14 protein-coding genes are annotated in these 19,467 nt (G+C 59.0%); 10 read left to right on the top strand and 4 right to left on the bottom strand.

The genetic code is table 11. The annotated features are described in order from the left end of the window. The first annotated feature begins 67 nt into the window (after positions 1 to 67). From hutH to VL547_RS01335, 5 genes are read left to right on the top strand one after another with little or no spacing between them, the layout of a single operon-like run. On the top strand, positions 68 to 1,585 hold the full coding sequence (gene hutH, locus VL547_RS01355; RefSeq protein WP_325574362.1) for a histidine ammonia-lyase: 1,518 nt from the start codon (positions 68 to 70) through the stop codon (positions 1,583 to 1,585). Then, positions 1,582 to 3,273 (top strand): urocanate hydratase, encoded by a 1,692-nt coding sequence (hutU, locus tag VL547_RS01350; RefSeq protein ID WP_325574360.1) that lies wholly within the window; start codon positions 1,582 to 1,584, stop codon positions 3,271 to 3,273. The genes hutH and hutU overlap by 4 nt, the downstream gene beginning before the upstream one ends. Positions 3,274 to 3,292: 19 nt before the next feature. Further along, a complete protein-coding gene (locus VL547_RS01345) occupies positions 3,293 to 5,074 on the top strand; it encodes a chloride channel protein (protein WP_325574358.1) in 1,782 nt (593 codons plus the stop codon). After that, positions 5,067 to 6,308, top strand: a complete 1,242-nt coding sequence (hutI, locus tag VL547_RS01340; RefSeq protein ID WP_325574357.1) for an imidazolonepropionase — start codon at positions 5,067 to 5,069, stop codon at positions 6,306 to 6,308. Before VL547_RS01345 ends, hutI begins: the two co-directional genes overlap by 8 nt. A gap of 12 nt (positions 6,309 to 6,320) precedes the next feature. Then, entirely contained in the window at positions 6,321 to 7,376 is a 1,056-nt protein-coding gene (locus VL547_RS01335; protein WP_325574354.1) for a formimidoylglutamase, read from the top strand. A 30-nt stretch (positions 7,377 to 7,406) separates the two neighbouring features. On the opposite strand, the gene VL547_RS01330 is transcribed toward VL547_RS01335, so the two are convergent. From VL547_RS01330 to VL547_RS01315, 4 genes are read right to left on the bottom strand one after another with little or no spacing between them, the layout of a single operon-like run. Beyond that, positions 7,407 to 9,254: a TlpA disulfide reductase family protein gene (locus VL547_RS01330; protein WP_325574352.1), complete on the bottom strand. Its 1,848-nt coding sequence runs from the start codon at positions 9,252 to 9,254 to the stop codon at positions 7,407 to 7,409. A gap of 13 nt (positions 9,255 to 9,267) precedes the next feature. Then, positions 9,268 to 11,493: a patatin-like phospholipase family protein gene (locus VL547_RS01325; RefSeq protein ID WP_325574350.1), complete on the bottom strand. Its 2,226-nt coding sequence runs from the start codon at positions 11,491 to 11,493 to the stop codon at positions 9,268 to 9,270. A 38-nt stretch (positions 11,494 to 11,531) separates the two neighbouring features. Beyond that, the gene (locus VL547_RS01320) at positions 11,532 to 12,122 is read right to left on the bottom strand and encodes a hypothetical protein (RefSeq protein WP_325574348.1); all 591 of its coding nucleotides are present in this window, start codon (positions 12,120 to 12,122) and stop codon (positions 11,532 to 11,534) included. 30 nt (positions 12,123 to 12,152) lie between these two features. Next, positions 12,153 to 13,061, bottom strand: coding sequence for a transglutaminase family protein (locus tag VL547_RS01315; protein ID WP_325574345.1), 909 nt, complete (start codon positions 13,059 to 13,061; stop codon positions 12,153 to 12,155). Positions 13,062 to 13,335: 274 nt separating this feature from the next. Here VL547_RS01315 and VL547_RS01310 point away from each other — a divergent pair, with 274 nt between their 5' ends. From VL547_RS01310 to VL547_RS01290, 5 genes are all read left to right on the top strand, one after another. Further along, entirely contained in the window at positions 13,336 to 15,237 is a 1,902-nt protein-coding gene (locus VL547_RS01310; protein ID WP_325574343.1) for a DNA topoisomerase IV subunit B, read from the top strand. Next, positions 15,234 to 16,130: a DUF1835 domain-containing protein gene (locus tag VL547_RS01305; protein WP_325574341.1), complete on the top strand. Its 897-nt coding sequence runs from the start codon at positions 15,234 to 15,236 to the stop codon at positions 16,128 to 16,130. The genes VL547_RS01310 and VL547_RS01305 overlap by 4 nt, the downstream gene beginning before the upstream one ends. Then, positions 16,127 to 16,513 (top strand): VOC family protein, encoded by a 387-nt coding sequence (locus VL547_RS01300; RefSeq protein WP_325574339.1) that lies wholly within the window; start codon positions 16,127 to 16,129, stop codon positions 16,511 to 16,513. The genes VL547_RS01305 and VL547_RS01300 overlap by 4 nt, the downstream gene beginning before the upstream one ends. A 57-nt stretch (positions 16,514 to 16,570) precedes the next feature. Beyond that, positions 16,571 to 16,957 carry a hypothetical protein gene (locus tag VL547_RS01295; protein WP_325574337.1) on the top strand — a complete coding sequence of 129 codons (387 nt, stop codon included), beginning with the start codon at positions 16,571 to 16,573 and terminating at the stop codon, positions 16,955 to 16,957. A 33-nt stretch (positions 16,958 to 16,990) separates the two neighbouring features. After that, the coding region (locus tag VL547_RS01290) for a DNA gyrase/topoisomerase IV subunit A (protein WP_325574335.1) at positions 16,991 to 19,467 on the top strand (2,477 nt) is incomplete at its 3' end.

Raw genomic sequence — 19,467 nt, 5'->3', positions numbered from 1 at the left:
AAAGTTATCAGTAGAAGTCAAAAATAGTATAAAACGGCATTAATACAAACCCCGTACCTTGCAACGGATGAGCTATAATTATCTCCCCCTGGACGAAGGATGGCTTGGTTTTGACCAGGTGCGCTGGTTGCTGGAATACGGTCAACGCATCTCGATCACCTTTGGGGCGCACGAACGGATACTAAAATGCCGCGAGTACCTGGATGGGCTGAACGGGGGCAGGTTGTACTACGGTATCAATACAGGTTTCGGTTTTCTTCAGAACATAAAAATCGACGACTCTCAGACGCAGGAGCTCCAATACAACCTGCTGAAGTCTCACGCCTGCGGGCTGGGTTCGCCCGTGCCGGAGGAGATCGTCCGGCTGATGCTGGTCTTCAAGATCAAGTCGCTCAGCTACGGGCATTCCGGCGTCCAGATCGATACGGTAAAACGGCTCCTGGACTTCTACAACCAGGATGTGCTCCCGGTGGTGTATACCCAGGGTTCGCTGGGCGCCAGCGGCGACCTGGCGCCATTGAGCCACCTTTGTCTGCCACTCATCGGGCTGGGGGAGGTGACCGTAGACGGGGAGAAGCGAAAAACAAATGACCTGGCCTGGGAACCCATCAAATTAAGAAGCAAAGAAGGCCTCGCCCTCATCAACGGCACCCAGTTCATGACCGCCTACGGCATGTACATATTGACCAGGGCCTACGATTTACTGGCCTGGGCCGACAAGATCGCCGCCATGAGCTGGGACGCCTTCGACTGCAGCCCCGAGCCGCTAAACGCAAGGATCCATGAGATCCGGCCGCACAAGGGGCAAATAGACACCGCCGCGACGCTGCGGGACTTCCTGGACGGCAGCGCAATCGCGGGCAAAAAGAAATCCCAGGTCCAGGACCCGTATTCCTTCCGTTGTATCCCCCAGGTCCACGGCGCCACCAAAGGCGTCTTCGAGCACGTAAAAGACGTCTTCCTGACGGAAATCAACTCCGTAACCGATAACCCGAACATATTCCCCGACGAGGACCTGATCCTGAGCGGGGGCAATTTCCACGGCCAGCCGCTGGCCATGGCGCTGGATTACCTGGCGATATCCCTGGCGGAAATCGGCAGCATCAGCGAAAGACGCGTTTTCCAGCTGTTGAGCGGTCAGCGCGGTCTGCCCCTCTTCCTGGTCAAGGACCCCGGGTTGCACTCCGGTTTTATGATCCCGCAATATACGGCCGCGGGTATCGTCAGCGAGAACAAACAGCTCTGCACCCCCGCCTCCGTCGATTCTATCACCTCCTCTAACGGACAGGAAGACCACGTCAGCATGGGCGCCAACGCCGCGACCAAGTGTCTGCGCGTGCTCGAAAACGTCGAAAAGGTCCTCGCCATCGAGCTGATGAGCGCGGCCCAGGCGCTCGAGTTCCGCCGGCCGGCGCGCACCAGCGAGATGCTCGAGGCATTGCATGAGGAATTCCGCGAAAAGGTCCCCTTCAACGAGGCCGACCGCGTACTCCACGACGACATGACCGCCGCGATAGCGTTCCTGCGCGGACCAGCGGCGAAAAAAGAAGGCAAGAGACATTCACCATACACCGCAACCGCATGAGCACCGCCACACAAACAAAGGCCGAAGCCTTCCTCGAACGCTACGCCAAACACCCGCACTATGAAGCCCCGCGCGGAACCACCCTGCACGCCAAAAGCTGGCAGACCGAAGCGCCCTTGAGGATGCTCCTCAACAACCTCGACGGGCACGTCGCCGAAAACCCCGCCGAGCTCGTGGTCTACGGCGGCATCGGCCAGGCCGCGCGCGACACGACCGCGTTAAAGAAGATCGTCGAGCTCCTGCTGAACCTCGACGAGGACCACAGCCTCCTCGTCCAAAGCGGCAAACCCGTAGGCATCGTACGGACCCACGAAAGCGCCCCCCGCGTCCTCATCGCCAACAGCAACCTGGTCCCGCACTGGGCGACCTGGGAACACTTCAACGCGTTAAAAGAGCGCGGCCTCATGATGTACGGCCAGATGACCGCCGGTTCCTGGATATACATCGGCACCCAGGGCATCCTGCAAGGCACGTACGAGACGTTTGCGGCCTGCGGCAAAAAACATTTCAACGGAACCCTGAAGAACAAACTCGTCGTAACCGCCGGACTCGGCGGTATGGGCGGCGCCCAACCCCTGGCCGCGACCCTCAACGGCGCCGCCTTCCTGGGCGTCGACATCGACCCCGCCCGCATCCAAAAACGCCTGGATACAAAGTACATCGATCGCATGACTACGAACTATAGCGAAGCCCTGGAGTGGGTCCTGGACGCGAAGGCATCCGGGACCCCTCTCTCCGTGGGCCTCGTGGGCGACGCGGGCGACGTATTACAAAAGCTGCTAGACGACAACATCACCCCCGACGTCCTTACCGACCAGACATCCGCCCACGACCCGCTGAACGGCTACATCCCTAACGGGCTAACCCTAACCGAAGCTGCAACGCTGAGAGCGAACAACCCCGGCGAATACCAAAAGCGCGCGATCGCATCCATGGCGAGACACGTCCAAAAAATGCTGGACCTCCAAAAAAGAGGCGCCATTACTTTCGACTACGGTAACAATATAAGAGCCTACGCCCAGGAAGGCGGCGTCAAAAACGCCTTCGACTTCCCCGGCTTCGTCCCCGCTTATATCCGCCCGCTTTTCTGCGAGGGCAAGGGCCCCTTCCGCTGGGTGGCCCTCAGCGGCGACCCGGAGGACATCTACACCACCGACCGGGCGCTGATGGAGGCCTTCCCGGACAACGAGCATTTACACAACTGGCTGATAAACGCCCGGAACAAAATAGCGTTCCAGGGCCTCCCGGCAAGGATCTGCTGGCTCGGCATGGGCGAACGCGAAAAGGCCGGGCTCATCTTCAACGACCTGGTAAAGAACAAAAAAGTCAAGGCCCCCATCGTCATAGGCCGGGACCACCTCGACTGCGGCTCCGTCGCCAGCCCCAACCGGGAGACCGAAGGCATGCTCGACGGCAGCGACGCCGTCAGCGACTGGGCGCTCCTGAACCTCATGGGCAACACCGCCGGGGGCGCCACGTGGGTGTCCTTCCACCACGGGGGCGGGGTAGGGATGGGATACTCCCAGCACGCGGGGATGGTCGTACTGGCCGATGGCACCGACCGGGCCGCGGAATGTCTCCGGCGGGTCCTTTACAACGACCCTGCATTGGGGATTTTTCGCCACATGGATGCTGGTTATCAGGATGCTGCCGCCAACGCCGAGCAATACGGGTTGAAGATCTGGTGATCCGGCCATACCTTTGCGCATGCGCTTATTGTTAAGAAGGGTCGTACACTTTTTGCGCTCCCACGTCACCAAGGTCCAATACATCATCATCACCGCCACCCTGACCGGTTTGGTGTCGGGGATCATGGCCGTCCTGCTAAAAAGGTCGGTGCAGCAGGTGGAAAGGGTCGTCCAGCACTTCAGCGGCAAGGAATACCTCTTCCTGCTTTGTCCCGCCGCCGGTCTGGTGCTGACCACGTGGATCATCCAGCGTTTTTTCCGGGGTCATATCGACAAGGGGATCGCCATGGTCCTGAAGTCCATCGCCAAAAAATCCGCGTTCATACCTTCCCGAAACAACTACATACACTTCATTACCAGCGCGCTTACGGTCGGCTCGGGCGGCTCTGCCGGTCTGGAATCCCCGATCGTCGCGACGGGCTCTTCCCTGGGCTCCACGGTGGGACGCCTGGGACTGCTGAGCTATTCCGAACGCACCCTCATGATCGCCTGTGGCGCCGCCGCGGGTATCGCCGCAGTCTACGACGCGCCCATCGCGGGCGTCATGTTCGCGGTGGAGGTGCTCCTGGCCGAAACCATCGTCAGTTATTTCGTACCCCTTATCATCGCCGCGGTTATGGGCACGCTGTGCTCAAAAGTTTTCCTCGGCGGCGGCGACCTGTTCAACTTCGTGCTCAAGCAGGACTTTAACTACAACAACGTCCCTATGTATGTCCTGATGGGCGTCGGGGCGGGTTTTTTGTCCCTGTACTATGCCAAGGTGTTCAAGGGCACCGACGGGCAGTTCCACCACTGGAAGACCAACCCATACGCCAAGGCCGTGACCGGCGGGTTGATGCTGGCGGCCTTCTTCCTTGTCTTCGCGCCGCTCTACGGCGAGGGTTACGAAAGCGTCAAAATGCTGGCCAACGACACGCCCACGCATATCCTCCCGAGCGCTTCCTGGCTCCAGCGTATCCAGCCCGACGCCCTGTTGCTGATCTTCACGGGCTGCATCCTCCTGCTCAAACCGATTACCGCCGCGATCACCGTGGGCTCGGGGGGGAACGGCGGGAACTTCGCGCCCTCGGTATTCGTAGGGGCGTACTGGGGCTTCTTTTTCTCCCGGCTGTTTAACCTCACCGGCTGGCTCCGCCTGCCCGAGGGCAATTTCACGCTGGTAGGCATGGCGGGGTTGTTGAGCGGCGTGATGTACTGCCCGCTGACCGCCATCTTCCTGATCGCGGAAATCACCAACGGTTACGGCCTGATCGTCCCGCTGATGATCGTGTCCAGCATCGCCTATTTCATCGCAAAGACCTTCGAGCCTTACTATATGGAGACCAAGGAGCTCGCCATGGGCGGCCAGATATTCACCCACCGCCGGGAGCGCAATATCCTCTCTTCGCTCAGCCTCGCCAAGCTGACGGACCGCGACCACGAGGTGCTGCACCAGGAAGACTCGCTAAGAGACCTGATCCGGCACGTGCAGCGTGGCGAGGACAAACAGGTCTTTGCGGTGGTCGACGTCAAGCACCAGCTCACCGGCGTCATCGCGCTCAAGGACGTGCGCCCGATGTTCTTCGACCCGGAGCTCTACGACAAGACCCCGCTGAAGGACATCACCCGCGACCCCGCCGCTATCCTGCCGATCGATACCCCGATGACCGAGGTGATGCGCGCCTTCGACGAGACCAAGGCGTCCTATCTGCCCGTCATCGACGAGGAACGGCGGTTCGTGGGGTTCGTCTCCAAGTCCCGCCTGTTCGAGCAATACCGCTCCCAGGTCGCTGCACAAAAGGACATCTACGAAGATGAATAGCCTCCTGATCCATAACATCGGTTTGCTGGCGGGTGTCCGTGAACACAGCCAGGTCCTGAAAAGGGTGGGGCTCAAAGAGCTGCCGGCGCTGACTGACGCGTGGCTGCTGATCAACGATGGGCGCATCGCCGCTTACGGGACCGCGCATCCGACGCACCTCCCCGACACCTACCGCCGGCTGGACGCCCACGGCGCCGTCATCCTGCCCGCCTGGTGCGACTCCCACACTCACCTGGTCTTCGCCGGCTATCGCGAAGGCGAGTTCGTGGACAAGCTGCAAGGCATGACCTACGCCGAGATCGCCGCGCGCGGCGGCGGTATCCTCAAGTCCGCCCGGCTGCTGGGCGAGACCCCCGAGGACGTGCTGTACGAAAATGCAAAAGAACGCCTCGACGAATGTATCCGCCTCGGCACCGGCGCGATAGAAATCAAATCCGGCTACGGCCTCACGGTGGAAGGCGAGCTGAAGATGCTCCGCGTGATCCGGCGCCTGAAGGAAAACGCGCCCATCCCGGTAAAAGCAACCTTCCTCGGCGCCCACGCGGTCCCAGACGCCTATAAGGATAACAGGAACGGCTATATCGATTTGATCATCGACCAGGCACTTCCGCAAATCGCCGGGCAAAAATTGGCCGACTTCATCGACGTCTTCTGCGAAGAAGGCTTCTTCACCCCCGAAGAGACCATAAAAATCTGCCGCGCAGGCCAGGCCCACGGCCTCACCCCGAAGATCCACGCCAACCAGCTCCACCGCTCCGGCGGCGTCCAGGCCGGTATAGCCGTCACCGCGCTGTCGGTAGACCACCTGGAAACCATGGGCAAAGAAGAAGTCGACGCCCTCAAAAGCAGCGACACCATCGCCACCGCCCTCCCCGGCGCTGCCTTCTTCCTGCGTATGGGTTATCCACCCGCCCGGGACATCATAAACGCAAACATCGCCCTCGCCCTGGCCAGCGACTACAACCCCGGCTCCTGCCCCAGCGGCAACATGAACCTGGTGGTATCCCTGGCCTGTATACAAATGAAACTGCTCCCCCAGGAGGCCATCAACGCCGCCACCCTCAACGGCGCCTATGCCATGGGCCTGGGCCACGATGTCGGCAGCATCACCCCCGGCAAACGCGCGAACCTGATCTTCATGCGCCCGATCCCCTCCCTGGCTTTCCTGCCATACGCCTTTGGCACCAACTGTATCGACCGGGTCATGGTGAATGGGGAATTTCTGGAAAGTTAACTACCTTTCGGAATGCGCCACTTCCAATTCTATCACGCCGCCCAGCTCCAGCAGTGGACGCGCGTCAGACGTTACGAGACCAAGTTGGGGGAAAAACTGCGGACCGACACCGCCGCGGACTGGAAAGAATCCCTGGCGGCCACGCCGGCCAGATACGTACTGCTGGGCATCCCCGAAGACATCGGCATCAAAGCCAACGGAGGGGTAGGGGGCGCTGCGACCGCGTGGCCGGCCTTCCTCGACGCCTTCCTGAACATCCAAAGCACGGATACCCTGAGCGGCGAAGAGATCATGCTGCTGGGCGCCTTTGACTTCAGCGAGGTCAGCAAAACCATCGAGCTCAACGCCAAAAACCGGGATGAGGGTCTGCAGGCCTACCGCCACGCCGTCGCCGGGGTCGTGGACGAGGAAGTGGAAGAGGTCATCAAGGCCGTCACCGCCGCGGGTAAGATACCGCTGGTCGTGGGAGGCGGTCACAACAACGCTTACCCGATCATCAAGGGCGCGGCCAAGGGCTGGCGCCAGAACGGCCGGATGGACAAGCCCCGTCTCAACGCCCTCAACCTGGACGCCCACGCGGACTTCCGGATTGAAGAGGGGCGCCACAGCGGGAACGCCTTCCGTTATGCCATGAACGAAGACTTCCTGGACCGCTATGCGATCGTGGGGCTGCACGAGAACTACAACAGCCAGTCCATGATGGATGACCTGTACCAGAACACTCGCATCCAGTATACCACCTATGAGGACATCTTTGTCAAGGGCCAGCTGTCCTTCGACCAGGCCGTCCAGACCGCGATCACCTTTACCAAGATCGGCCTGACGGGCATCGAGCTCGACCTCGACGCCATCGAAGGCGTCCTGTCCAGCGCCCAGACGCCCTGCGGGATCACACCGCTCCAGGCGCGCGGGTACCTTTGGATGGCCGCCACCGACCTGCAACCCGCCTACCTGCACATCGCCGAAGGCGCCACCCAGACCGACGACGGCCGCCGCTCCTCCACCACGGGGAAGCTGATCGCCTATTTTGTCAGCGATTTTGTAAAAGCGTCGCTGCAGAAGGGCTAGCGCCCACATGACAAACGGCGCGACGTAGCCCTAGGGCTTTGCCGCCAGCTGGATCATCTCGTCCAGCTCGCGAACGGTCCCGTCGGTGTCGCCGTTGAACCCGACGACCTTGAAACGGACGACGCCGTTGGGATCGACGATGAATTTGGTCGGGATACCGGTGACCTTGTAATTCTCCACGACCTTGTTGTCGTTATCCATCAGGACGTGGAAGGTATAAGGGTTGGAGGAAATAAAATCCCGTGCGTTTTTAACCTTGTCGTCCACGTTGTTTTCCCAGGTGTCGATAAAGAGCAACACGACGTTGTCATCCGCCTTGTGCTTGTCCACGACCTTTTGCATCGCGGGGAAGGACGCCTTGCACGGACCGCACCAGGTCGCCCAGAAGTCGAGGATGACGGTTTTGCCGCGGTAGCTGTCCAGGGAAACCTGGTTCCCGCTGACGTCGCGGAGGACAAAACCAGACGCCGGGTCGTGCAGGATGGTCTTGATCATTTCGGCCTGCTTGCTCGCGTTGGCCTTGGCGGCGAGGGCCGCCAGCGCTTCTTCGCCGCCTGTGCCGTGGAGCCTTATGTACTGGGCGTTCATCGCGGAGTCCGTCACGCCCTTGGCGATGTACGATGAAAGCGACGCCAGTACTTTTGACGGCCTGGCGACCTTCTCCATCATCATGTGGTACCGCTCGATGATTTCCTTGTCGGGTTCGCCGGAGCCCATGGCGATGCCCTCGTATTTGAAGGCGTTTTTATAATCGCCCGTCTTGTACAGCAAAAAAGCGTAGGTATCGGCGTACATGGTATAGCTGGCCTTCAGGTTACGCACGTATTGCACCTGGGTGAGGTTGTCGGGTTTGCCCGCCCCCGTGTGTTCGAGCGATAACAGGGTGTCCAGCGACGCCTTGGACAGGGCGGTTGCCTGCGGCAGGGAAACACCGGCGAGGCAGGCCTGCCAGGCGATCTCATTGTATGACTGCGCCTTTGTATCGGCGTTGCCGGCCGGGATGAACCGTAGGGCCTTGTCGAGATCGCCTTCCTTTGCATACGCGCTGGCGACCTGCGTTATCATCACGTCGGTATACGTGCCACGGAAAATGGACGTGGACGGAGCCTCCGGCGGACAGGTAGCCATATAGCCGGTGAAGATCCGTTCTTTGGCGGCAGCACCATGTGCGGCGATCAACTGGTGGTAAAATTCCGCCCTCTTCCAATCACCCAGGGGAAACTGCTGGTGCTCCAGGTTGGTCAGAAGGTCGCTGAGGGCCCTATTTTTAAAAACCTTTGCTGCCAGGAAGATGGCCTGGGCGTAGTCGTTTTCCACGAGATTCTTTTCCAGGGGCATGGCAGTGACGACCTTGACGGCGGCGGGGGTGTCTTTTTTATAACTGAGATAATACGACAACCGTTCGCCAAAGGCGGTGGGCGGAGTGGTGAAACCTGCCCAGTATGCGTGGGCGCTGGCTTTGAGCTTGTCGTCGTCTTCCGGCATGCCGAAGAGCGTGTTCCCCGTTTGACTATAGACGGTGGTCATTGCCTTGAAACTTTCACGGAGGGGCTGCCCGTCCGTGCCATAGACCGGGAGCGATGTTACGGCCAGCACCTTCGCACCAGCGTCCATCACGTTGGCCACGATCGCAACGGCGGTATCCGGCAGCGTCGCCGTAGCCGTCCATTCGGCCCCGTCCTTTTGGAGTGTCAGGTCGTGGGCGACGGCCTGGCTTTTCTTATCGAGCACATAAAAACCGCCGGTGGGTCCGGTCGTTGCATGTATGGTTACCGTGCCACCGGGCTGCGGCTGAGCGGGGATGATCCAAACCGAATCTTTTTTCTGGGCTGCGACCGCCAGGGGCAACCCCGCGGCGACGAGAATGAGCAGTTTCATGAAGGGAAGATAGTTAAAAATTTACGCCGATATTGACATATCCAAGGACTATATGGCTTTGGTCGCCGTACATCAGGCTGAACTCTATGGGACCGATCGGGCTGTCGTATCCCAGGGAGAGGGAAGACCCTGAAAGGAAGGCGGGGTTGACCAGACGGTCGCGGACGTTAAGGAAATTGTAAATCCCGATGTTTTCCTTGGCGGTCACATAGACGAGGGGTAGGAGTTCGTACCGGTACCCCAGGAGGGCGGTGGCGATGGACGAGGTATTGATCGTGCCCTCGGACAACCCCGCGAAGGTGATCTGGTTGTGGTACTGGGGCGTAAGGCCGCCCACGATGAAGTCGTTGACGCGGTTGACCTGGTACCGGAAGTTCATCCCCGCCTGGACCTGCCAGAGCAGGGTGCTCTTCCGGCTCAGACCGGCGTACTCCTGGGCGTCCAGGAGAAAACGCGTGTAGTCCGACGCATCCTTGTTCAACGAGTCGGCGTCGATGGGGAGCCCGTTCTCGGTGATCTGGAAGTCGGGCGACTGGCCGTAGACCACGTCATATTCGGCGTTGATCTTGAAACCCGATCGGGGGTAGTCCCAGCGGTCCAGGGTGTTCAGCTGGAAATAAGGGTAGGAGGTAAAGGAGTTGTCGGTCCCGCGCACCTCCAGCGGGGAGAGGAGCAGCGGCCGGAAGCCGTTGTTCTCGAAACGCGTGCCCAGCCCCAGGTCGACGATCCGGTTGACGGAACGCTGGATACGCAGGTCGCCCACCGTGTAGAAATAGCGGTACAGGCCGTCTTTTTGAAAGTCCGTGTAGGTGTTGTATTCGGGCGACTCGTACTGCGCGGTCAGGATCATGGCCGTTTGGTTGTGCAACCCGAAATATTGCAGGTGCTGTCCCCGGATGCGGAAGGTCTGGCCGATACTCGCGGTGACGAGGCTCCGGGAATGCCGCGTAAAATAGTTCCGGGTCGTGAAATTGGCCACCAGCGCCGCGCCCGAAAAAATGTTATAGCTGAGGCCCAGCTTGGCCTCCGTGGTCGGGTTCTCGGAGACCTCGAAAACCAGCGTCGCCGAGCCGTCCGGCCAGGGCTCCAGGTAGTAGAAGACCTTTTCATAGTACCGCGTGCCATAGACGCGCCGCGCCATCAGCGTGACCTGGCGGGCGGTGTATCGCCCCGGTCCCTTGTAGCCGAGGATGTCGACGAAAAAGGTGGAGTCCGTTTTGACCAGGCCTTTTATCTTCACGTCGTCGATCTGCACCGAATCGACGGGGGGCAGGCGGTCCAGCGGATCGGGTTCCGGACCGTACAACCGGTCCAGCGAATCCTTGAGTCTTTTGATGACCGGGTAGAAATCGCGGCCCCTGGACAGCCCCTGGTCTACGATGTCGCCGGCCCGGCCGAAACTGGTCGCGGAATAACCCTCCAAAGGATGGAATATATATACATCCGTCAGTTTTTGTTGCTCCTTATTGTCCTCGGCCTCCTTGAAGAACGCGATCTGCAGCAGCACCTGGAGGACGTTGTTGATCTTTTTGGTGGGCAGCAGGCCGTTGGCGACGCTGCTCCCGATCACGATGTTCGCGCCCAGGTCGCGCACCTCCCGGACCGGGAAGTTCCGCACCACACCCCCGTCGACCAGCATCACCGAATCGATGCTCACCGCGGTGAACACCGTCGGGATGGCCATGCTCGACCGGATCGCCTTGACGAGCTCACCCTTGTCGAGGACCACTATCGAGCCGTCCGAGATATTGGTGGCGATACACCTGAAGGGGATGGACAGCTTCGTGAAATCTTTCGTCCGGTATACGGGGAAAAACAACTCGCTGAACTTCAACCACAGCTCTTCGGCCTCCAACAGCCCTGTCGGCAACCGGAAGCTGTGGTTCGACCACGGCAATTCCAGCGCGTACTTCCCGTACTCGTCCTTTTCCTCCATTTTGAGGTTGGTGAGGTTGGTCTGGTTACTCAACAGGTTCCCCCAGTCGATGGCCCGGGTGATCTTTTCCAGCGTGTCGGCCGAATAGCCCGCGGCGTACAGCCCCCCAAAAATGGCGCCCATGCTCGTCCCGGTGATCGCATCCACCTTCAGCCCGGCCGAGTCGATGGCCTTGAGAATGCCTATATGGGCCAGCCCCTTGGCGCCGCCACCGCTGAGGGTGACGCCGATCTTCGGTCGTTGCGCGACCGCGGAGGTACAGCACATACAGAGAACAACGCCCAAGCGCGCCATTTGCATCATGCTTAAAATTAAGGGATTGGCGCGCAACAAAAAGTTGACTATTTCACAAAAACCGCCTTCTTCTTCATATCCCGCACGATCTGCCGGCTATACGACCCCGCGAGCTCGTTCGCGGAGCCCGGATCGAAGGACTTGCTCTGCACGGAATACAACACCTTGTCGGTAGCGACGTCATACACATTGGTTTCCCAGGCAAAACGGGTCCCGTTACGGACATACCCGGGGCTATAATAACCGCCGCCCCAGCCCCAACCCCACGGGCTCGGGTAGATGGTACCGGGAACGTATTCGCGGGTGCGGCTATGGTTGGTTTGGGAAATCGTCAGGAGACCGTCCGCCCCGAAGTCCTTGGCCTTGGCCAGGGACGCCTGTTCGGTCATACCTTCGAAGGCCTTCGGTCCGAAGGCCGCCAGTGCGGATACGGCGGGAAAACCGTTACGGGTGAGCTGGTCGGCCATGCTTTGCTCCATGGCGCGGCGGATGTTCCGCTGGTTGTCGGGCACCATGGCGAGAACCATGATCTTATTGTAATGCGCCGGAAGGACCCGGTCGTTTCTCCAGGAAGACGTGATTTTTGTGCTGCTACAGGAGGCCAGGAAAAGAAGGGCGAGGATCCAGGGTTTCTTCATGACCGTTGGACACGCCCGCCGCCGACAGGTTTAAAGGTTGGCCACCAAATAGACCTCGTTATTCAGGTAAGGCCCGCCGGGATACGGAGCCGAATAATCCAGGTTTACCCAGTACTGCCCCGCGTGCTCGTGATAATAGATCCGGTCCACGTGCTGGTCGGCGAAAAGCTCGCGGACGGCGGTCTCGAACTTCTGGAAGTCGGCCTTGCCGCCTACAAAAAGCTCGGGGTACATATGGCCCTTGATAACCACCACCCGCGCCTGGGCGCCGATGGCCTCCATACAGGAACCCATCAGCAGGGCATGGTCGTCACAGTCCCCACCCAAACCGTTCTGTATCGTTTCCCGGGGGGTAGCGTAGTATTCGTTGTCCTTGGGGTCGGGGACGTATTTAAAGTTGTGGTTGATATACTTGAACAGCGACAGCTCCCGGGCGACCATCTGGTACTTGTCAAAGGACCCGTCAAAGCTCTCCAGGGAGTGTTTTACGGCGAAGTTGCGGACCGTGGGGTCGTTGAAATCGGCCTTGGAGCGGAGGGTATCGGCCAGCTCGGTCCGGCTGTCCCCCCAAACGTCGGGCATGACGTTGAGACCATCCAGCTTCTTCTGGTCGCGGGCGTCCCAGTTACCGGTTACCCAGTGACCATAATCGTGGATACCGTTCACCAGGGTGTAACCGCCAGAGAACTGATTGTATATCAATACAGAAAAAAGCAATGCGGCGGCCGGGATGACCAGCGGACGGAACAGGTCGACCATGATCCGGATGATGACGAGGGCCACCAAAAAGGCGAAAATGATGGAAACCGGGACCTGGTGGATTTGAAGATTTGGAACGAACCGATTGATTAACAAGCCTAAAGGCAACAAGGCAAGAAAGCCGAACGCTTCCGAGAGGAAGACCTTACAGTTGTCGTATAGGGAGTTTGTAGCTTTCATCGGGTTCTTCTTTTAGTTTATACTAGGAACTTGGATTTGGGGACCCTTGGTTAAGTCTCCGTTAATGAATGTACGTAGAATTTTTCAAATACGTTGCGTTCAACATAACTTTTTGTTAACGAATTTTCGGTCTAACCAGGTAGATTCACCTGTGTTAATAACAAAAATCCGGCCGGGGAAACGCCATTTATTATATTTGCGCCAAGCGTAATTACTAAAATATTTAGCACCCAGCGGTTTTGTGAGTGCCGCCCGTATCCTAAAAGCGTGATCTATGGCAGAAAGTAAAGACCTATTCAATTACACGGAAGACTCGATCAAGTCCCTGGACTGGCGGGAGCACATCCGTCTGCGCCCCGGGATGTATATCGGCAAACTGGGGGATGGCACCAGCCCGGACGACGGTATATACGTCCTGCTCAAGGAAGTCCTGGACAATTGTATCGACGAGCACACCATGGGGTATGGCAAGCAGGTCGACCTGTCCATCGATGGTAAGGTCGTGACTGTCAGGGACTATGGCCGGGGTATACCCCTGGGAAAGGTGGTCGATGTGGTTTCAAAGATCAACACGGGCGCCAAATACGACAGCCAGGCTTTCCAGAAGTCGGTTGGGTTGAACGGCGTTGGTACCAAGGCGGTGAATGCCCTCAGTAGCTACTTCAAAGTCCAGAGCGTCCGTGAGGGTAAATCAAAAGTCGCTGAGTTCCAACGGGGTGAGTTATCCAAAGACCATAAGGAAGCCAAAACTGACGAGCCCAACGGCACGCAGGTCACGTTTATCGCGGACGAAACCGTTTTCAAGAACTTCCACTTCGTCCACGAGTACCTGGACAACCAGCTCTGGAACTATTGCTACCTGAACGCGGGGTTGATCATCAACTTCAACGGCAAGAAATACGTTTCCAAGAACGGTTTGCTCGACCTGCTCCAGCGCAAGACCAACCCGGACGAGATCCGGTACCCGATCATACACCTCAAGGGGAACGACATCGAGGTGGCGCTGACCCACAACAACGACTACGGCGAAGACATATACTCCTTCGTCAACGGCCAGTATACTACCCAGGGCGGGACGCACCAACAGGCTTTTCGCGAAGCGTTTGTAAAGACCATCCGGGACTTTTATAAAAAGGACTACGACGTCACCGACATCCGCCAGAGCATCGTGGCGGCGGTATCGGTTCGCGTCCAGGAGCCCGTTTTCGAGTCGCAGACCAAGACAAAGCTGGGTTCGCTCAACGTATTCGACGGCGGCCCCAGCATGAAGGCCTTTGTGGGCGACTTCCTGGCCAAAGCGCTTGACGACTATCTCCACAAAAATCCGACGGCGGCCGACGCGCTGAAGAAACGGATCGAGCAGAGCGAGCGCGAACGCAAGGAGCTGGCCGGCATCAAAAAGCTCGCAAACGAACGCGCCAAAAAGGCCAACCTGCACAACAAGAAGCTCCGGGACTGCCGCGTCCACCTGGACGAGGAGCCGCCCGGTCGCAACAAGGAGGAATTTATCGCGCTACAGCAACAAACCACCATCTTTATCACCGAGGGTGATTCCGCCAGCGGGTCGATCACCAAATCGAGGGATGTGGATACCCAGGCCGTGTTTTCGCTGCGCGGTAAACCGCTCAACTGTTACGGCCTGACCAAAAAGGTGGTGTACGAGAACGAAGAATTCAACCTGCTGCAGCACGCCCTCAACATCGAGGAAGGCCTCGAGGGCCTGCGGTACAACCGGATCGTCATTGCCACTGACGCCGACGTCGACGGTATGCACATCCGTTTGCTCATGATGACCTTTTTCCTGCAGTTCTTCCCGGATCTGGTGAAAAAACAACATGTTTCCGTCCTGGAGACGCCGCTGTTCCGCGTCCGCAACAAACAGGAGACCATTTACTGCTACGACGAGGGTGAAAAACAAGCCGCGATCAAAAAGCTCGGTAACAAACCCGAGATCACCCGCTTCAAAGGGTTGGGTGAAATCTCCCCGGGGGAATTCGGGCGTTTTATCGGAACCGATATGCGTGTCCAGCCGGTGCTCCTCGAAGACGGCGACCACATCCAGACCCTGCTCGAATATTACATGGGCAAGAACTCGATGGAACGGCAGGAATTCATCATCAAAAACCTCCGCGTGGAATCCGACGCCGCGGAACTGGAGGAGGCGCCGTCGAAATGATCCATATTGTTTTCCAGACTTCGGACGTACACGTTTTACAGCAAGCCATGGCGCTCGATCCGGAGTTGACCGGCGACATCCTGCAGATATATGACGACCTGGCCGTGGGCCCCTTGCAGGGCCTGGACGCGCCCAAGGGCGACGCCAGCGGCGGCTGGCAGGCGCGCCGCGATTGGTGGAAGACCGTCCTGGAGCTCACGCCGTATAACTTTGACGAGGCCAAGGGCATGTCGGACGACCAGATGACCATCCATCGCCTCAAGCAAACGCTCGATGACAATCCCGCCGAGGAAGTGTGGGTATGGATGGCGCAAAACGCCCACGACGTGTGCGGCTATTTCTGGCTGGTGAACCGGCTCAGGGACTACCAGGGCAGGGTACAGGTGTTGTACCTGAATAACCTGCCCTTTATCAACGAAAAGGGCGCCATCTTCTACCCGGTCTACCTGTTCGAGATACAACCGTCCGAATTCCGCAAGGCCAAAAAGCTGGCGCGCCTCATTACCCCCAGCGAGTTCGAGATCGACCCCGACGAATGGGCCCGTCTGTGTATGGAAAACGCCGGGGTCCGCGTCCTGGAAGGTGGGAAGAAGATCACGAGCCACGACTACGACTATTATGATAAGAACCTGCTGGCGGCGCTCACTACCCAGTGGCAAAAGGTCCACCGCGTCATCGGCAATACGCTCGGCAAAATGAAGGTCAAGACCGGTGACGCGTATCTCTTCTGGCGCTTACGCGAACTGATCGCCGCGGGTACGCTGCAGCTCAACGGCGACCTGGCCAAGGGTTGGAACGCCGTCGAGGTCAAGCTGCCCGGAGGCCCCGTGACTACCGAAGAGGGCGCGACCGCGGAAGCCCCCGCGCCCGCCCCCCAACCCCCCGCCCCATGACGTTGCTGGGCATCCACCATATCGCCATCATCACCGGTCACCTGGAACAAAGCAAGGCCTTTTACACCGACATCCTCGGCTTCAAAATCAACCGCGAAGTCTACCGCGCCGAACGGGATTCATACAAGGTCGACCTGTCGCTCAACGGCCAGTACATGATCGAGCTCTTTACCTTCCCCGCCGCGCCCGCCCGCCCTTCCTACCCGGAGGCCCGCGGTCTGCGCCACCTGGCGTTCGCCGTCGAAGACGTCGACGCCGCCGCGAGCGAGCTGGCCGCCAAAGGCGTTGCCGTGCAACCCGTCCGTATCGACGAGCACACCGGCAAGCGGTTTACCTTTTTTGCGGACCCCGACGGGCTACCGCTGGAGTTATATGAACCCTGACGCGTGCCCGCGGCGCGTACAACGAAGCGTGCCCGCGGCGCGTACAACTTGCAGTGTATGATCGACATTATTCCCATAGAGCAGATTGGTCTCGACGAGCGGGGCGGGACCTATGTCTTTGACACCTTTGGCCGCTCCGGCCAGTTCATGGTCACCTACCGCCGCGCCGGCAGCATCAGCGGCCGCCACTACCACGAAGGCATCCGCCCCGGTAAAAACCCGGAGCGCCTTGTCCTCCTCAAGGGTGACATCCTGCTCAACTGGAAGGACGTCCGCGGCGACGACCGCGGCAGCGAGCCCGTGACCGGCCCCGCCCAGATCACCATCCCCGCCGGCGTCTGGCACGAGGTCGTCGCCGTCACCGATTTCGTGATGCTGGAATTGAATTCCGCCACCGACGGCCGCGGCGATACCTATTGGCTGATGCCCGATGAGCTCGGATAAACCGAGCGGGGATAAACCCTATATTTACACCCAATGGAAGAGAAAATAGAATCTACAGAAGGCCTCAAAGACAAAGGAGTCTCGGGTCTCTATGAGAACTGGTTCCTGGACTACGCCTCCTACGTCATCCTCGAACGGGCCGTGCCCGCCATCGAAGACGGCCTCAAACCCGTACAGCGCCGCATCCTGCACGCCATGAAGGAGCTGGACGACGGCCGGTTCAACAAGGTGGCCAACATCATCGGTTCCAGCATGCAGTTCCACCCGCACGGCGACGCCAGCATCGGCGACGCGCTGGTGAATATGGGGCAAAAAGACCTGCTGATCGACACCCAGGGAAACTGGGGCGACGTACGCACGGGTGACGAAGCCGCCGCTTCCCGGTATATCGAGGCGCGTTTGAGCAAGTTCGCCCTGGAGGTGGCGTTCAACAGCAAAACGACGGCGTGGCAGCTCAGCTATGACGGCCGCAAACAGGAGCCCGTGGCCCTGCCGATGAAGTTCCCGCTGCTGCTCGCCCAGGGCGCGGAAGGGATCGCGGTAGGCTTGTCCACCAAAATATTGCCGCACAATTTCTGCGAATTGATCGAGGCCTCGATCAAATACCTCCGCGGTCGCAAGTTCGAGCTCTATCCCGACTTCGCCACCGGCGGCATGATCGACGTCACCAATTACAACGAAGGCAAACGCGGCGGCAAGGTCCGCGTCCGCGCGCGGATCGAGGAATCCGATAAAAAGACGCTACTGATCAAGGACGTGCCCTATGGCGTTACTACCAGTGCGCTGATCGACTCGATCCTCAAGGCCAACGACCAGGGAAAGATCAAGATCAAAAAGGTCCGCGACAACACCGCGGCCGAGGTGGAGATCCAGGTGGAGCTCGCCCCCGGCATCTCCCCCGACATCACCACCGACGCGCTCTATGCTTTTACCGACTGCGAGGTGAGCATAAGCCCCAACGCCTGCGTGATCGTCGAGGAAAAGCCACGCTTCATGGGCGTCCAGGACCTGCTCAAAGCCTCCGCGGACAACACCAGGGAGCTGCTCAAAAAAGAGCTCGAGATCAAGCTCCGGGAGCTGGAAGAGAAGTGGCACTATACGTCGCTGGAGAAAATCTTCTTTGAAGAAAAAATATACAAGGAGCTCGAAAAGCGGCACGACACCTGGGAAAAGGTGCTCGTGGCGATTGAAAAAGCGTTCGCCCCCTTCGCGCCAAAGCTCAAACGCGCCATCACCCGCGAAGACGTGCTCAAGCTCACGGAGAAACCCGTCCGCCGTATCTACAAGCTCGACATCGACGAGCTCGACGCGCAGCTGAAGGGCATCAACGCCGAGATCAAACAGGTCAAGCACGACCTCGCCAACCTCGTCGACTTTGCCGTCGCCTACTACGAGAACCTGCTCAAGAAATACGGCAAGGGACGCGAGCGCAAAACCGAAATCCGCCTGTTCGAGGCCATCCAGGCCAAACAGGTCGCCATCGCCAACTCCAAGCTCTACGTCAACCGCGCCGACGGTTTTGTCGGCTCCGGTTTGAAAAAGGACGAGTTCGTCGCCGACTGCTCCGACCTGGACGACATCATCGTGTTTACCAAGGCGGGGAAGATGAAGGTCGTAAAGCTCGCCGATAAGGTCTTTATCGGCAAGGACATCCTCCACGTGGCCGTTTTCCAGAAGAACGACGAGCGGACGACCTACAACATGATGTACGTCGACGGCGCCAGCGGCGTAACCTTTGCCAAGCGCTTCAACGTCACCGGCGTCACCCGCGACAAGGAATACGACCTCACCAAGGGCGATCCCAAATCCAAGGTGCTTTGGTTCACCGCCAACCCGAACGGCGAAGCCGAAAGCGTGTCCATCCTGCTCAGCCCCAATTCCCCCGCCCGTAACAAACACCTCGACTTCTTCTTCGAGGAGCTCGAGATCAAGGGCCGGAGCGTCATGGGGAACCAGGTCACCAAATACGCCGTCAAGAGCGTCAAGCTCAAAGACGCCGGGAAGTCCACGCTGTCCGCCCGCAAACTGTGGTACGACGACACCTTCGGCCGGTTGAGCCTGGAGGAAAAGGGTCGCTACCTGGGCAGCTTTGACACCGAAGACCGGCTGCTCGTCGTCTACAACGACGGCAACTACGAGATCGCCGGCCAGGAAGCCACGCAAAAATTCGAGCCCGAAAAACTGCTGTTCATCGGCAAGTTCAATCCCGAAGCCGTCATCACCGCCGTCTATCTAGACGCCGAAAAGGCCCAATACAACGTCAAACGGTTCAAGATCGAAACCACCACCATCAACAACAAATTCCTCTTCATCAAGGAAGGCGAAGGCAACGAGGTAGCCCTGGTTACCACGGCCGAAAACCCTGTGGTGCTGATCCAGACCGGTAAGAAGTCCGATCCGCACGTCCAGAAGATCAAGGTCGCCGACTTTGTTGACGTCATGGGCTGGCGCGCCATGGGCAACAAGCTCGTCGACAAGAAGGGCGTGACCCTCGTATGGGACCAGCGCTC

The sequence above is a fragment of the Dinghuibacter sp. genome (assembly GCF_035492835.1).
GTDB lineage: Bacteria > Bacteroidota > Bacteroidia > Chitinophagales > Chitinophagaceae > Dinghuibacter.
The sequence above is the reverse complement of the archived record's forward strand: the minus strand, read 5'-3'. Positions and strand labels throughout refer to the sequence as shown.